Below are 15,648 nucleotides of genomic sequence, written 5' to 3'. Positions count from 1 at the left end.
ATTTATTCGCCGGCTACACGCGACAGTGGGGCATGAATGCGCGGGTGAGCATTCATACCCCACTGACTGATCGCGGGTGCTGCGTCGCGACCGCTACGCGACCTTGATGCCGTCCGCAGGACTGATAGGCGCTAGCGGCGCGGCGATCACCTCTGCGATGGGGTCCATGGTTTGGGTGGCGGCCCGGGCCGTGGCTGCGCGGCGCTCGTGAACTGCGAGACCGGCGGCCGCGGACATGAGGTCGCGGGCCTCGGCCACCAGGTCGGCGTCCACGGGCGTGTCGGAATCGTCGAAGGCCTCGGGCGCTGCGAACAGCACTGTTTCCGGCTGCGAGCGCAGGGCGGCGCCGGCGTCCCCGAGCACGGTGCGCAGGTGTTGGATTGCGGCAAAGCGGGGGAGCGTTCCGACGCTCACCCCAGCGATCACGGTGGGAAGGCCGGCAAGCGTGTTCACGCCGCTCATGCCGCCCGCCCAGTCTAGGGCGTTCTTAAGCGAACCGGGGATCGACCGCTCGACCGTGGGCGTCAGCACCACGAGGCCGTCGACGCCGGCGAGGGCGCGCTTCCATTCGTGTGCGGCTGTGGGGGTCGGGACATCTGAGTACGGAGCGTGGTGCGGGAGGCGGTGCGGATCGAGGAGGGTGACCTCTACGCCGGGTGGGGCTGAGTCGGTCAGTAGTTGCGTGAGGTGGTGCTGCGTGCGGGCGAGGGGCAAAGAGCCAATCAACAAGCCGAGCGTGGTCACGTGGGTCTCCTCATGAGGCCGGTCTAAATTGCGGTTGTCATGGCCTCCAACGCCGCCTCACCTCACAGTTATTCCCGGCTCTTGCAGGCATCTTGTGAAGTCCCCCACAGCCGTAGGGGCCGATGCCCTGGTTGCGCTGGCAACCAGGGCATCGGCCCGTAGGGATTTATTTGAGTTCGCGCCCCGCGTAGATGTCTGCGGCATCGCGCAGCAAGACTGCCGCGCCGGGAGCCACCTCGTCGTAGTTGCGCCGGAACCGCTCGTCGTCGACGTACATCTGGGTGAGCCCGCGGTAGGTCTCCGCAGTCGGCGTCCAAAAGAGGGAGACCCACGCGTAGTGCTTGGCGACAATCTCCTGTACCTCTGCGGAGTCAGGCGAGAAGCCCACCCGGATTGCCGCGCCGAGCGCCTCAACTACCTCGCGGTGAGTGTCGAGGTGGCGCTGCTGGCCTTCCTTGCCGAGCGACTCCCATTTGGCGTTGGAGCGATCGACGGCGTCGTCTCCCCAGCGCTCGCGGGCCTCGGGCTCGTAGCGCTTGTGGTCGAACCCGTTCAAGATGTCTTCGTTGGTCATGCTGGTGCCTTTCTCTAATGAGTCGATGGTGCGCGCGACGGTGGCGGCGAGGCGCGCAAAGCGGTCCCGTTCAGCCGTCAGGGCCGCGAGGTGGTCGCGCAGGGTTGCGGCCGTCACGGCGGGATCGTCGGCGTCCACGATGCGGGAGATGTCCGCGAGGGGGGTGTCCAGCTCGCGCAGGACCAAAATGTGCTGCAAACGCAACACCTCGTCGCGGCCGTAGTGGCGCCGGCCATCGCCGCTCGTGAATGCGGGGGTGAGGAGCCCGATTGCGTCGTAGTGGCGCAGGGTGCGCGAGGTCACGCCTGACATGCGCGACAGGCGCGCGATGTCGACGGTGTCGTCATCTGTGGGCGACGAGAGGTCAGTGGTGCTCATGTGAACCAGCGTAGAAGTTGACGCAGCGTCAATGTCAAGCGGCGTTTTTCCCGCGTCGGCCCGGGCGAGCATGTGCCCGTCCTACACTCGTGAACATGACGACGACGCCCGACATGAAGCCCCGCTCCCGCCAGGTCACCGACGGACTGGAGGCGACCGCGTCTCGCGGCATGCTCCGCGCCGTCGGCCTTGGCGACGATGACTTCGCGAAGCCCCAGATTGGCATCGCAAGTTCATGGAACGAGATCACCCCGTGCAACCTGTCGCTTGACCGCCTCGCGAAGGCCTCGAAGAACGGCGTTCACGCCGGCGGCGGCTACCCACTCGAGTTCGGGACCATCTCCGTCTCCGACGGCATCTCGATGGGCCACGAAGGTATGCACTTCTCGCTCGTGTCCCGCGACCTCATCGCGGACTCGGTGGAAACCGTCATGAGCGCTGAGCGCCTGGACGGATCCGTGCTGCTGGCTGGCTGCGACAAGTCTCTGCCCGGCATGCTCATGGCCGCCGCGCGCCTGGACCTGGCCTCCGTGTTCTTGTATGCGGGGTCGATCATGCCCGGCCACGTGAAGCTCTCGGACGGAACCGAGAAGGACGTCACCGTCATTGACGCCTTCGAGGCTGTTGGCGCTTGCCAGCGTGGGTTGATGTCGGAGGAAGACCGACTCGCCATCGAGAAGGCGATCTGCCCGGGCGAGGGCGCCTGCGGCGGCATGTTCACCGCCAACACCATGGCCTCCGTTGGCGAGGCGCTCGGGATGTCGATCCCCGGCTCGGCCTCGCCGCCCTCTGCCGACCGCCGCCGCGACTACTTTGCAGTGAAGTCCGGCGAGGCCGTCGTCAACATGCTGCGACTGGGCATCACGGCACGCGACATCATGACCAAGGAAGCCTTCGAGAACGCCATTGCCGTCGTCATGGCCTTCGGTGGTTCCACCAACGCTGTGCTCCACCTGCTCGCGATCGCCAATGAGGCCGAGGTTGACCTGACGCTCGACGACTTCGCGCGCGTCGCCGCAAAGGTGCCGCACCTGGGAGACCTCAAGCCCTTTGGTCAGTTCGTGATGAACGACGTTGACCGCGTCGGCGGCGTCCCCGCGGTGATGAACACGCTGCTGGAGGCTGGCCTCATGCACGGCGACTGCATGACCGTCACGGGTAAGACTCTCGCGGAGAACATGGCTGAGTTGAAGCCGGCGACGATTGACGGCCGCGTGGTGCGCTCCCTCAACAACCCGATCCACAAGACCGGCGGCATCACGATTCTGAAGGGCTCGCTGGCTCCCGAGGGCGCTGTCGTGAAGTCGGCAGGATTCGACGAGTCGGTCTTCGAGGGCACCGCGCGCGTGTTTGATCGTGAGCGCGCCGCGCTGGATGCGCTCGCGGACGGCACCATCACCGCTGGTGACGTGGTGGTCATCCGCTACGAAGGCCCCAAGGGTGGCCCCGGTATGCGCGAGATGCTCGCCATCACCGCCGCGATCAAGGGGGCAGGCCTGGGCAAGGACGTGCTGCTGGTCACTGACGGCCGTTTCTCCGGAGGGACGACGGGCCTGTGTGTGGGCCACATGGCGCCCGAGGCCGTGGACGGCGGGCCCATCGCGTTCGTGAAGGACGGAGACAAGATCACGCTCGACGTGTCCAACGGTGCGCTCGAACTGCACGTGCCGGAGGAAGAGCTCGAGGCGCGCAAGGAGGGCTGGGAGCCCCTGCCTCCCGTCTACACGCGCGGAGTTCTCGCCAAGTACGCGAAGCTCGTGCAGTCGGCATCCACGGGAGCCGTGCTGCGCTAGCGCGGCCCGCTTCCCCGCCCTCCCACTCTCCCTCCCGATTTCCCCTGGCCGAACATACTCGGCGGGGATTTCGGGGCTCGGGGCCCAGGGCCGTCCATATCCGATGGCGCAGCGCTCTACCGCACGCGGCGGCCAAGGGGTCCCGGCACCGGCGGGCAGGTCGCGGTGACGGTGGCGGCCCAGCGCACTTAGCGCCCGGTGAGGGCCGATGCCACGGCTGGGTGGCGCAGAGGCGCCACCGGAAGTCTTCGGCCAGAACGCTGGGGAGCGGTCAGGCCCGCCGTGTATGTACGGCCAGGGGGAGAGTGGGGGCGGAGAGGGGCTGCGAGGCGCCTCACCTGTCTCACTATTCGATACGGTGAACCACGATGTGAGATTATCTCTCCAGATGGTGACTTTCTGTCAGTAGCGGGCGTAGAGTCGTCCACATGCAGACGATTCTCGTAGTTACCGGGCGCGCGGACATCTAGTCCAAGCCCAGGCAACGTCCGCGCGCATACCCCGACAGCCACCAAGGCCGAGGGGTTTTTCCATGTGGAGGCGGACGCGGGAATCGCCTCACCACCGATCGACTCAATGGGAGAGAAGATGGCACAGGTCAAGGCACCCAAGCCTTCCGCGCTCGCCGCGCAGCCGCAGTCCTTCGCTCAGGCCAACAATGGCCAGGAGATGACGGGCGCACAGGCGATCATCAAGTCGCTCGAATGCGCGGGCGCTACGGATGTCTTTGGGCTTCCAGGCGGAGCCATCTTGCCCACCTATGACCCGCTGATGGATTCGCAGCGCATCCGTCACATCCTGGTGCGGCACGAGCAGGGCGCCGGCCACGCAGCGCAGGGGTACGCGCACGCCACCGGCAAGCCCGGGGTGTGCATCGCGACGTCAGGCCCCGGCGCCACCAACCTGGTCACGCCCATCGCAGACGCAAACATGGACTCCATTCCCATGGTGGCCATCACCGGGCAGGTGGGTGCCAGCCTCATCGGCACGGACGCCTTCCAAGAGGCGGACATTGTCGGCATCACGGCGCCCATCACGAAGCACAACGTGCTCGTGACGGACCCCAACGAGATCCCGCAGGCCATCGCGGAGGCGTTCTACATCGCCACGCACGGGCGCCCCGGTCCGGTGCTCGTGGACATCACCAAGTCCGCGCAGCAGTCGACCATGAACTTCCAGTGGCCCGAGCGGATTGATCTGCCAGGCTTCAACTCGGGCGCTCGTCCGCACGCCAAGACGGTGCAAGAGGCGGCTCGCCTGCTCGCGACCGCCCGCCGCCCCGTGCTGTACGTGGGTGGTGGCGTCATCCGTTCGGGAGCCTCTGCCGGACTGCGCAAGTTGACCGACCTGTCGGGCGCAGCGGTGACAACCACGCTGATGGCGCGCGGCGCTCTGCCGGACTCGCACCCCCAGCATGTCGGAATGCCGGGCATGCACGGCACCGTAGCCGCGGTGGCCTCGCTGCAAAAGGCTGACCTGGTGGTCGCGCTTGGCGCTCGCTTCGATGACCGCGTGACGGGCAAGTTGGAATCGTTCGCTCCCCACGCGACCATCGTGCACGCGGACATCGACCCCGCTGAGATTGGTAAGAACCGCGCCGTCGACGTTCCTATCGTCGGCGACCTCAAGGAGGTCTTTGAGGTGTTGGTGCCCGCCTTGGAGGAGGAGCACCGCAAGCACGGCAAGCCCGACCTCGAGGCCTGGTGGACGCAGATCGACCAGTGGCGCGACACCTACGGCCTGGGCTTCACCCCCACCGATGACGGCCTGTCGAGCCCGCAGCACGTGATCCAGCGACTGGGTGAAATCTCCGGACCGGACACGATCTTCACGTCCGGCGTGGGGCAGCACCAGATGTGGGCCAGCCAGTTCATTAGGTATGAGCGCCCCAACTCGTGGATCAACTCCGGCGGCCTGGGCACCATGGGATTCTCGGTGCCCGCGGCGATGGGAGCGAAGGTCGGCGAGCCCGACCGCACGGTGTGGTCCATCGATGGCGACGGCTGCTTCCAGATGACCAATCAGGAACTGGTGACGTGCGCCATCAACGAGATCCCCATCAAGGTGGCGATCGTGAACAACTCGTCGCTGGGCATGGTGCGCCAGTGGCAGACCCTGTACTACAACGAGCGGTACTCCAACACGGACTTGCACACCGGGCATGGCACCCGCCGCATCCCCGACTTCGTGAAGCTCGCTGACGCCATGGGCTGTGTGGGACTGCGGTGCGAGTCCGATGCGGACGTGGACGCGACCATCAAGCGAGCCATGGAAATTGATGATCAGCCCGTGGTCGTGGACTTCACCGTGTCGCGCGACGCAATGGTGTGGCCCATGGTCGCGGCCGGCACGTCAAACGACGAGATTCAGTACGCCCGCGGCATTGCCCCCGAGTGGGACCGCGGCGAGGAGGAGTAAGACGATGACTAGGCACACTCTTTCCGTCCTCGTCGAGAACAAGCCCGGCGTGCTCGCGCGCGTCGCCGGCCTGTTCTCGCGCCGGGCGTTCAACATCCACTCGCTCGCGGTGGGCCAGACCGAGCACCCGGAGATCTCCCGCATCACCGTGGTGGTTGACGTGGATGAGCTTCCGCTTGAGCAGGTCACCAAGCAGCTCAACAAACTGGTGCACGTGCTCAAGATCGTGGAGCTTGAGCGTGAGAAGTCGGTCCAGCGTGACCTGCTGCTGGTGAAGGTCAGGGCCGACGCCCGCCAGCGTGCGGACGTCCTCCAGGTGGTCGACTTGTTCCGCGCACACGTCGTCGACGTGGCCACGGACTCGCTGGTCATCGAGGCCGTCGGCACGCGAGAGAAGCTCGAGGCGCTCCTCACGGCGCTCAGCGCTCACGACATCCGCGAAATCGTCCAGTCCGGCACCGTGGCCATCGGCCGGGGCGCCCGGTCCATCACCGAGCGCGCCTTTGACCGCGCCTCTGCGTGACGCCCCACTCCACCTCAACTGAATACCCCACTCAACGTGCGGCGCCCGCTGCCCCCGAGGCATCGGCCCGTCGCCACCACAAGCGCACTACCGCTGAAGGAGAAACAGCATGGCTGAAATGTTCTACGAGGACGACGCCGACCTGAGCCTGATCCAGGGCAAGAAGGTCGCGGTCGTTGGCTACGGCTCGCAGGGGCACGCGCACGCTCAGAACCTGCGCGACTCGGGCGTCGAGGTGCGCGTCGCGCTGCGCGACGGCTCCAAGTCCGCCGCCAAGGCTGAGGAGGACGGCTTCACCGTCAACTCCGTCGCGGACGCCGCTCAGTGGGCAGACGTCATCATGATCCTCGCGCCGGACCAGCACCAGCGCGCGATCTACAACAACGACATCAAGCCGCACCTGACCGAGGGCAAGGCACTCGCCTTCGCGCACGGCTTCAACATTCGCTTTGGCTACATCGAGGCGCCCGAGGGCGTTGACGTGCTGCTGATCGCCCCCAAGGCTCCCGGTCACACCGTGCGCCGCGAGTACGTTGCGGGGCGCGGTATCCCCGACATCGTCGCCGTGGAGAAGGACGCCTCCGGCAACGCGTGGGCTCTCGCGCTGTCCTACGCCAAGGGCATTGGCGGTACTCGCGCCGGCGTGATCAAGACCACCTTCACCGAGGAGACCGAGACGGACCTCTTTGGCGAGCAGGCCGTCCTGTGCGGCGGCACCTCCCAGCTGGTGCAGTACGGGTTCGAGGTGCTGACCGAGGCCGGCTACCAGCCTCAGATCGCTTACTTCGAGGTCTTGCACGAGCTCAAGCTCATCGTGGACCTCATGTGGGAGGGCGGCATCACCAAGCAGCGCTGGTCCGTGTCTGACACCGCTGAGTATGGCGACTACGTCTCCGGCCCCCGCGTCATCACTCCCGACGTCAAGGAGAACATGAAGGCCGTGCTTGCTGATATTCAGTCCGGCGCGTTCGCCGAGCGCTTCATTGGTGACCAGGACAACGGCGGCGAGGAGTTCGCCGAGCTGCGCGCCAAGGGTGAGGGCCACCCCATCGAGGAGACCGGCCGCGAGCTGCGCAAGCTCTTCGCGTGGAAGAACGACGTGGACACCGACTACGTGGACGGTCAGACCGCCCGATGACTCAGACCTACAAGCTCGCTGTTGTCGCGGGGGACGGCATTGGGCCTGAGGTGGTCGCGGAGGGCCTGAAGTGCCTGACCGCTGCCACCGAGGGCACCGACATCGCCTTCGAGACCACCGACTTCAACCTGGGTGCTGAGCGTTGGCACGCCACGGGCGACACCCTCACCGAGGATGACCTGGGCGCGATCAAGAGCCACGACGTGATTTTGCTGGGCGCCATCGGTGACCCGTCAGTGCCGTCCGGCGTGCTTGAGCGTGGCGTGCTGCTGCCGCTGCGCTTCGCGCTCGACCAGTACGTCAACCTGCGTCCCAGCCGCCTGTACCCGGGCGAGGTGTCGCCCCTGCGCGACGTGGACGAGGTCGACTTCGTCGTGGTCCGCGAGGGCACCGAAGGTCCGTACGTGGGCAACGGCGGCGCACTGCGCGTCGACACGCCTCACGAGATCGCGACCGAGGTCTCGGTGAACACTCGTCACGGCGTGGAGCGCGTGGTGCGCTACGCATTCGAGGTGGCATCCAAGCGCGACCGCAAGCAGCTCACGCTGGTGCACAAGCACAACGTGCTGGTGCACGCCGGTCACCTGTGGCGCCGCACCGTCGAGGCCGTGGCGCCTCAGTTCCCTGACGTGACGTGGGACTACCTGCACATCGACGCCGCGACCATCGTGATGACGACCAACCCCGGCAAGTTCGACGTGATCGTCACTGACAACCTGTTCGGCGACATCCTGACCGACCAGGCCGCCGCCATTTCCGGTGGCATTGGCCTGGCCGCGTCGGGCAACGTCAACCCTGACAAGACCGCACCGTCCATGTTCGAGCCGGTCCACGGCTCGGCGCCGGACATCGCTGGCAAGGGTATTGCGGACCCGTCCGCGACCGTGCTGTCGGTGGGGCTCATGCTGGACTTCCTTGGCTACCCCGAGCTTGCTGCTCGCGTGGAGGAGGCCGTTGCGGCCGATGCCGCGGCTAAGGATGGCTCGCAGCGCACCACCGCGCAGATTGGCGACGCGCTCGCCGCCCGTATTCGCGGCTAGTCCGCACCCCGCGGTGTGACGCCGCACCTTTGCGTCCGAGCAGTCGCTGAGTGCCGGAATCGACTGATTTCCGGCACTCAGTGACTGCCAACGCTCCACACAACGCAGTAGAAAGGCTCCGACGTGACCGCCGCCGCTCCCTCCTCACGCGCTGAGGCTTTCGCTGTCCGTCCGCACCCGAACCCGCTTTCGGCCGATGCTCGGGCACAGGCGCTCTCTGACCTCAAGTTCGGGACGCAGTTCACCGACCACATGGCCCGGATGCAGTGGCGCCAGGGCGAGGGGTGGGCCGAGCGCCGCGTGGAGCCGTACGGTCCGCTTCAGTTGGACCCGGCTGCTGCTGTCTTGCACTACGCGCAGGAGATTTTCGAGGGGCTGAAGGCGTACCGCTGGGCCGACGGCTCAGTGTGGTCGTTCCGCCCGGTAGCCAATGCCGAGCGCTTCAACAAGTCGGCCCGCCGCCTGGCGATGCCGGAGGTCGCCATCGACGACTTCCTGGGCTCGATCGAGGCGCTTGTCGCTGTGGACGAGGCATGGGTGCCAAGTGCCGAGGAATCCAGCCTGTACTTGCGACCCTTCATGTTTGCCTCGGAGTCGTTCTTGGGCGTGCGACCGGCACACGTGATGGACTACCTGCTCATTGCCTCGCCTGTGGGGCCGTACTTCTCCGGCGGCGTGAAGCCGGTATCGATTTGGGTCGCGCAGGGCTACCACCGCGCTGGCCCTGGAGGTACGGGTGATGCCAAGTGTGGTGGCAACTACGCCGCGTCGCTTCTGCCTCAACAGCAGGCGTTCGAGAACGGCTGCCAGCAGGTGCTCTTCCTCGACGCCAAGGATGGCCGCTATCTGGAAGAGCTGGGCGGCATGAACGTGTTCGTGGTGCGCAAGGATGGCACCGTTGAGACGCCCCGGCTGACCGGCACCATCCTCGAAGGGATCACGCGCTCAAGCGTGATTCAGCTCCTCGATGATGACAGCCGCAAGGTTGTCGAGAAGGACATCACGCTTGACGAGATCCGCGCCGGCGTCGACTCAGGGGACATCGCGGAGGTCTTCGCCTGCGGCACCGCTGCGGTCGTCACTCCTGTGGGCCGCCTCGCATCCCCGGACTTTGACCTCACCATTAACGGGGGAGAGGCAGGCGCCGTCACCATGGCGATTCGCAAGCGCCTCACGGACATTCAGTACGGCCGTGCGGAGGACACCTACGGCTGGATGCACCGCGTCGGTTAGGTAGCAGGAGGAGTGGAGGCACCTGTCGCTGCCTGCGCCTCGGGTTCCTCGAACTGCCCCGCCGTTTAGCCGGTGCCGGCCGCATCAGCTGTACGTCGCAGGTGTATCGCGTCCCTTGCCGCCACGAACGCGGTGGCCAACGCGACGAGCCCAGCGAACCCGTCCAGCACTATGCCTGGGCCCGTGCCGATGACGGCTTCCTCGGCCGCCGGTGCCATCGATACGACGAGTGAAGCGATCAGGACACCGGCCCACGCCAGTTGACCGGCGACCGTTGCCCATGTCAGGACTTGCGCGGCTCTGGGTGCTTGGCGATCCAAGCGCCGTCGTGCCCTCCAACCCACGGCAAGAGCGACCGCGGTCACGACCATGATCGCCATCATGGCGAGGTTGCCCCATGCGGGCATGGTGCGTTCAGACGGCAACACAGACGCATTCGGGTCGTCCCACGTGCGCAGATTCTCTGGAAAAAGTGTGACCAGCAGGACCAGTGCCCATGCGCCGAGGAGCACGCGCGCAGTCGCTGACCCCCATGCTGGCAGTTGACTACGTCGTTGACTCATCACCCTGTCTTCACCGACCCTCCCCATTCCGACGAGATGGCGCTCAGCGGAGTGTAGAAACTCGAGCACCACGGTGATCCTATGCCGGTGCCCTCGCGCGACTGAGCGGGGTGCCCGGCGCGGTGTGGGTCGCGGTGTCCTGGCTCGTGTGTGAGGTCTCCTGAGAGGATCCACCCGGTAGCGATGGCGATGACGGCCAAGACGAGGTCGAGCGCACCGTACGACAGCACGGCGCTCACAGCACCGTGACGCGATGTCCCGGCGAACGAGTGGTATCGCTCCTGGTGTTTCACCGCTAGTGTTGGCGACGGGTGGACGCTGTGGGGCTCCCCCTTATCGAGGGGACAACGGAGTGAATATCCGCTTGAGGCGCGCCCGCACGACCATTGCAGCAATCGTTCTGGGGATCAGCGCAGTGGGCCTCGTTGCCGTCCCGGCGACGGCGGCTGCCTCGGTGCACGTTGCGCCCGATCGTGGGGCAACTGCGGGCCTTGTGCGGGGCGACGCCGTCGCCTCCTCAGCGCCGGACACCATCGCACTCGCGACAGTCATTGTGACCGTAGGCGAACCGATGGCTCCGTACCAGATTGAGTTGAGCGGGACCCCCACCCCGACGGTCACGGCGGAGAACGTCCCAGATGGGTTGTCAGTGTCGAGCACGGGGCTCGTGACGGGCACACCGACATCTGCTGGCACCACTGCCGTGGGCCTTACCTTCAGCAATGGGCACCAAGGCACGCTCACCATCGATGCGGGCGAGCCTCCGGTCTTCCTGGGGGCTCGGTTAGTCACGGTCCTCGCGGGCGATGAGGTGAGCTTGGATATGTTCTCGTGGCAAGGAATCACGGAGTTCGAACACACCACACTCCCGGCGGGTTTAACCTTCGAGCGGCGGGGGGACTTCTTGGCACTCCAGGGGACGGCGGCCCTGCCGCCTGGACCGTACGGGGAGCGAGTGGTCTTGTGGGTCACTGCCCGCAACGCCTACGGCACGTCGAGCGTTCCGATTGATCTGAGAATTGATCGCCCTCGGGTGCCGGCCATGACACTCCCGCACTCGCTCGTGAGCCGGGTGGACACGCCCTTGGCGTTTTTTGTGCCCGTTTCCGGGGTTCCCACGCCGACCGTGACGTTGGTCGGGGCGCCGCCCTGGTTGTCGTGGGAGTCCGCGTACAGTGGTGGACGCCTCGCGGGCACGCCCACCGAAGGAGGCCTATTCGAGTTCACGATGGAAGCGACGAACTCCGCCGGCACCACTGGGCCGGTGGCGGTTTCTCTTGAGATCCAGGCCCCGGTGTCTTTCGAGCCTGAGAGGCTGACGCTGGTCGTCGGGAAAGAGATGACCCCCTACCAATTGAAGTTGACCGGTTACCCTGCGCCAACGGTCATCGGGTTTAAATTTCCCGAGGGTGTCAGCATCTCGAGCTCGGGACTTGTGACGGGCACGCCGACCACGATCGGCTTGTTCGCGCCCGCGATCTCGGCGAGCAACGCGATATCGGGCTTTGGAACCGCCATCGAGATCTTGGTAGGTAGCGACCCAGACGATGTTCAACTACCGGCGATCCAGCTGTGGGAAGGTGAGCCGATCGATCCGATCTTGCTGGGGGCAGGGATCTGGAACGTACGTGTCGATAGCGGCATTCCTGGTCTTGCAGCCGTCGTGGGGCGGGACAGAACGGCGTCGCTCACCGGTACTCCCGTCCTCGAGCCGGGCGTCGACATCCTGAGTGGCACCGCGACCTATGCCTTGATTGGTTCACTGGGGGACGGAACTGCGACCATGGAGTGGACGATCGCACGGCCCACGGTGCCCGCCATCCAGCTTCCGGACTCCTTGTCCGGAGTCGCGGGCATGCCGCTTGCGGTGGACGTTGCGGTCGACGGCGGCCCCGCGCCTGCGGTCGTGCTTGAAGGAGCGCCTGACTGGCTGTTGTGGGAAGGTTCTGCGACAAGTGGACGATTGGTGGGCATACCTCCCACGAGCGGTGACGTCACGCTCACCATTGTCGCGACAAACGTAGCTGGTGAGCACCGTGCGCCGGTGACGATCTCGGTCGCCGCGCCGAGCGCCAGCGTCGAGTTGTCGGCGAGTAGCGTCGAGGCGGGTGGCACCATCGGCGTGAAAGCCGAGGGTCTGCTTCCGGGTGATGCCGCCGAGGTGTGGCTCAACAGCGATCCGCAGCTGATCGCCACCGGGCAGGCCGATGCCTCAGGCACCTTGGTGCTGTCTGCCGCAGTGCCCGCAGGGACTCCGGTGGGTGACCACACGCTCGTGGTGATGGCAGCCTCGGGAGCTCGCGCAGAGGCGCCCGTGACGGTCCGGGCGCCAGCTGGTGTGGACCCGGATCCGACCGTGACTCCTGACCCGACCGTGACTCCTGACCCGACGGTCACCCCAGAACCGGACGGCGACGGCGACTCAACCCCCGGCGGGGCTGTGGATCCGGACGTGACTGCACCGGCGAACCCGGGGGAAGACGGCAGCGGCGACGCGGACAGCGAAACCGACGTGGCGCCGGATGGCTCAGGGACGGGAGCGAGCGCATCTGGCACTGGGGCCAGCGTGGAAGCGGAGCTGCCGACCACTGGACCGGACGGACTCAACGCGTTCGTGCTCGCCGCGGCGGCGCTGATCATCGCGGGCGCGGTGCTCCTCACGCAGGGCGACCTGCGCTCGCGTCAGCGCTCCCGCGCCCGTCGCTAGCGAATCTCAGCCTGAACGGTGCAGGGGAGTCTCCTCGGCTTCCCTGCACCAGTGCAAGAATGGACTCATGACTGACACCCCTGGCCTGCGTCAGCGCCAGCGTGAGCAGACCTGGCGAGACCTGCACGAGGCCGCTGTGGACCTCGCCCGCACCGGTGGGCTTGAGGGCGCGACAATCGACGCGATCGCCAAACGCGCTGGGGTGTCGCGCAGGACGTTCTTCAACTACTACCCGTCCAAAGAGGACGCGATGCTGGGGCTCAACGCTCCCGTGGTGTCCGACGTGGTGCTCGACCGTTTCCGCGAGCAGGCTGCCACCAACGTCTTTGAGGCTGTCATTGACCTCATCTCGGTCGTGTGGCGCGCGGGAATTGTGGTGGACATTGGACGCCCCGCCCGGCGCGCGCTCGTGACGGAGTTCCCCGGATTGCGAGTGCGCGTGGCCGAGCACACCGCGATTGTGGAGGAGTTGATTGCGCCTCTCATTGCCGGCGCTGACGAGCCGTGGGCGGTCGAGATCTCCCGCGACCCTCGCATTCTGCGCTCCCTCGTGCTGCTCGCCAGCGCCGCTCTCAAGGTGACAGACGGGCCCATCGGTACCGGGGCATCGGCCCGTCCTGAGGATGACATGAAGGAAACGATCGCGCTGTTCCAGCGGATTCTCGCGAACGATCTGTGACCGTCGCCGCGCGCGGCGGAGCGGATGCGCGGTCTTGAGCGTCGATCCGCGTGGACAAATCTTGCACTAGTGCATAAACTGCACTAGTACATATGCCGCTATGGGGCAGTTGAATCCGGCCCGCCAGACGGGCGCCTGGAACCTGCTGCGCGCCGTCCCCGACGCGCCACCTGACCTCGCTAGGAGAACCTGTGTCGACCACCCATGTCGCGAGCCCCGGAGTCACGCGCACTCCGGAAGCGAAGCGCCACCTCACCCTGTTGTTCATTGGCCTCATGGTCACGATGCTCTTGGCGTCGCTGAACCAGACGGTGCTCTCCACGGCGCTGCCGACCATCGTGGGCGAGCTCAACGGCATGAACCACATGACCTGGGTCATCACCGGTTACATTCTGGCCTCCACCGTCGTGATGCCGATTTACGGGCGCGTGAGCGACATCGTGGGGCGCAAGCCGGCGCTGCTGACCGCCATCACGCTGTTCATCATCGGCTCCATCGTTGGCGGCCTTGCACCCAACATCGAGGTGCTGATCGCCGCCCGCGTGATTCAGGGCCTTGGTGGTGGCGGGCTCATCATCTTGTCCCAGGCGGCCATCGCTGACGTGGTTCCGGCTCGTGAGCGCGGCAAGTACATGGGGATCATGGGGTCCTCGTTCGCCGTTGCCTCCGTGGCGGGGCCGCTCTTGGGCGGCTGGCTCACGGAAGGCCCGGGCTGGCGTTGGGCCTTCTGGATGTCAGTCCCGCTAGGCCTCGTCGCGATCGCCACCACCGTCGCATTCCTCAAGCTTCCGCCGCGCAGGGCCCAATCCCGCGTCAAGATCGACTACCTGGGCATGGCGCTACTGTCTGCCGCGACCACGACCCTGGTGCTCGTGTGCACGTGGGGCGGTGGCACATACGCGTGGGACAGCGTGCAGGTGCTCAGTCTCATCGGAGCCACCGTCGTGCTGTCGATCCTCTTTGTGTGGGCCCAGTCGCGCGCCGCCGCTCCCGTGATCCCGCTGGCGCTGTTCCGCGACCGCAACTTCAATGCCGCGACGCTGGCCGCGCTCATGATCGGCGTCGCGATGTTCGGCGCCATCGGCTACATGCCCACCTACATCCAGATGGTGACGGGCGTCTCCGCCACCACGGCGGGACTGCTCATGGTGCCCATGATGGGATGCCTACTTGTGTCCTCGATTGTGTCTGGCCAAGTGGTCTCGCGCACCGGACAGTACAAGGCATTCCCGCTGGCCGGCGCGGCCGTGATGGGCGCGGGGCTGTACCTGATGTCGATTCTCGAGGTGGACTCGCCCACGTGGGCAATGTGTGCCGCGATGGCCGTATTTGGCGTGGGGATCGGCCTTGGCATGCAGATCATCGTGCTCATTGTGCAGAATTCGTTCCCGAACTCGATGGTCGGCACCGCGACTGCCGCGACCAACTACTTCCGCCAAGTGGGTGCGACCGTGGGGTCCGCGATCGTTGGCTCGGTGTTCGCCACTCGCCTTACAACCGGGCTGCACGATCACCTCGACGGGCTGGGGGATGCGGCAGCAGCCACTGGCGACAGTTCCAACTCGTTCACCCCCGCACTGGTCAACTCTCTCCCGGACGCTATCCGCGTTCCCGTCATCGAGTCGTACAACGAGGCGCTGCTGCCCATCTTCGCGTTCATGATTCCGCTGGCGGTCGTGGCGTTCATCTCGCTGCTGTTCGTCAAGCAGACGGAACTCGCAACGACCGTGGACGACGCGGTTGAGGCGGACGCGGAGGACGGTGCTATTGTCGCCGCCGAGCTCGGCGCCGGCGAGCCCGTGCATGCCGGCGTCACCCGCGAGCGGGAGTAGTCCCGCCGCACTCGCGACACGGCCCG

General features: G+C 66.2%; 13 protein-coding genes. 9 read left to right on the top strand and 4 right to left on the bottom strand.

The window, feature by feature from the left end; translation table 11 throughout:
- Positions 1 to 93: 93 nt before the first annotated feature.
- Entirely contained in the window at positions 94 to 744 is a 651-nt protein-coding gene (locus tag AOP75_RS12220) for an NADPH-dependent FMN reductase (RefSeq protein WP_062079372.1), read from the bottom strand.
- 166 nt (positions 745 to 910) lie between these two features.
- Entirely contained in the window at positions 911 to 1,696 is a 786-nt protein-coding gene (locus AOP75_RS12215; RefSeq protein WP_161794578.1) for a MerR family transcriptional regulator, read from the bottom strand.
- 95 nt (positions 1,697 to 1,791) lie between these two features.
- Here AOP75_RS12215 and ilvD point away from each other — a divergent pair, with 95 nt between their 5' ends.
- From ilvD to AOP75_RS12185, 6 genes are all read left to right on the top strand, one after another.
- Entirely contained in the window at positions 1,792 to 3,489 is a 1,698-nt protein-coding gene (gene ilvD, locus AOP75_RS12210; RefSeq protein WP_062079370.1) for a dihydroxy-acid dehydratase, read from the top strand.
- 588 nt (positions 3,490 to 4,077) lie between these two features.
- Positions 4,078 to 5,907, top strand: a complete 1,830-nt coding sequence (locus tag AOP75_RS12205; protein WP_236683177.1) for an acetolactate synthase large subunit — start codon at positions 4,078 to 4,080, stop codon at positions 5,905 to 5,907.
- Between the two features lie 4 nt (positions 5,908 to 5,911).
- Positions 5,912 to 6,430, top strand: a complete 519-nt coding sequence (gene ilvN / locus AOP75_RS12200) for an acetolactate synthase small subunit (protein WP_062079369.1) — start codon at positions 5,912 to 5,914, stop codon at positions 6,428 to 6,430.
- A gap of 109 nt (positions 6,431 to 6,539) precedes the next feature.
- Complete coding sequence (gene ilvC, locus AOP75_RS12195; RefSeq protein ID WP_062079368.1) at positions 6,540 to 7,568, top strand: ketol-acid reductoisomerase; 1,029 nt, start codon at positions 6,540 to 6,542, stop codon at positions 7,566 to 7,568.
- A complete protein-coding gene (locus AOP75_RS12190) occupies positions 7,565 to 8,608 on the top strand; it encodes a 3-isopropylmalate dehydrogenase (protein ID WP_062079367.1) in 1,044 nt (347 codons plus the stop codon). Before ilvC ends, AOP75_RS12190 begins: the two co-directional genes overlap by 4 nt.
- Before the next feature lie 123 nt (positions 8,609 to 8,731).
- Entirely contained in the window at positions 8,732 to 9,841 is a 1,110-nt protein-coding gene (locus tag AOP75_RS12185) for a branched-chain amino acid aminotransferase (RefSeq protein ID WP_062079366.1), read from the top strand.
- Between the two features lie 65 nt (positions 9,842 to 9,906).
- On the opposite strand, the gene AOP75_RS12180 is transcribed toward AOP75_RS12185, so the two are convergent.
- Complete coding sequence (locus AOP75_RS12180) at positions 9,907 to 10,404, bottom strand: hypothetical protein (protein ID WP_152650085.1); 498 nt, start codon at positions 10,402 to 10,404, stop codon at positions 9,907 to 9,909.
- Positions 10,404 to 10,643: a hypothetical protein gene (locus AOP75_RS12175; protein ID WP_062079364.1), complete on the bottom strand. Its 240-nt coding sequence runs from the start codon at positions 10,641 to 10,643 to the stop codon at positions 10,404 to 10,406. The genes AOP75_RS12180 and AOP75_RS12175 overlap by 1 nt, the downstream gene beginning before the upstream one ends.
- A gap of 113 nt (positions 10,644 to 10,756) precedes the next feature.
- Here AOP75_RS12175 and AOP75_RS12170 point away from each other — a divergent pair, with 113 nt between their 5' ends.
- From AOP75_RS12170 to AOP75_RS12160, 3 genes are all read left to right on the top strand, one after another.
- Complete coding sequence (locus AOP75_RS12170) at positions 10,757 to 13,111, top strand: hypothetical protein (RefSeq protein ID WP_062079363.1); 2,355 nt, start codon at positions 10,757 to 10,759, stop codon at positions 13,109 to 13,111.
- Between the two features lie 67 nt (positions 13,112 to 13,178).
- On the top strand, positions 13,179 to 13,790 hold the full coding sequence (locus AOP75_RS12165; protein WP_062079362.1) for a TetR/AcrR family transcriptional regulator: 612 nt from the start codon (positions 13,179 to 13,181) through the stop codon (positions 13,788 to 13,790).
- Between the two features lie 191 nt (positions 13,791 to 13,981).
- Entirely contained in the window at positions 13,982 to 15,622 is a 1,641-nt protein-coding gene (locus AOP75_RS12160; protein WP_062079361.1) for an MDR family MFS transporter, read from the top strand.
- The last annotated feature ends 26 nt before the right edge of the window (positions 15,623 to 15,648 follow it).

It is taken from the genome of Demequina globuliformis, assembly GCF_000975155.1.
Taxonomy (GTDB): domain Bacteria; phylum Actinomycetota; class Actinomycetes; order Actinomycetales; family Demequinaceae; genus Demequina; species Demequina globuliformis.
This window is presented reverse-complemented; position numbering and strand designations above follow the sequence as displayed.

Bases quoted from the DNA above. Each gene is read 5' to 3' on its own strand.
- AOP75_RS12215 (WP_161794578.1), bottom strand. From the start codon at position 1,696: ATGAGCACCACTGACCTCTCGTCGCCCACAGATGACGACACCGTCGAC.
- ilvD (WP_062079370.1), top strand. From the start codon at position 1,792: ATGACGACGACGCCCGACATGAAGCCCCGCTCCCGCCAGGTCACCGAC.
- AOP75_RS12205 (WP_236683177.1), top strand. From the start codon at position 4,078: ATGGCACAGGTCAAGGCACCCAAGCCTTCCGCGCTCGCCGCGCAGCCG.
- ilvN (WP_062079369.1), top strand. From the start codon at position 5,912: ATGACTAGGCACACTCTTTCCGTCCTCGTCGAGAACAAGCCCGGCGTG.
- ilvC (WP_062079368.1), top strand. From the start codon at position 6,540: ATGGCTGAAATGTTCTACGAGGACGACGCCGACCTGAGCCTGATCCAG.
- AOP75_RS12190 (WP_062079367.1), top strand. From the start codon at position 7,565: ATGACTCAGACCTACAAGCTCGCTGTTGTCGCGGGGGACGGCATTGGG.
- AOP75_RS12180 (WP_152650085.1), bottom strand. From the start codon at position 10,404: ATGAGTCAACGACGTAGTCAACTGCCAGCATGGGGGTCAGCGACTGCG.
- AOP75_RS12165 (WP_062079362.1), top strand. From the start codon at position 13,179: ATGACTGACACCCCTGGCCTGCGTCAGCGCCAGCGTGAGCAGACCTGG.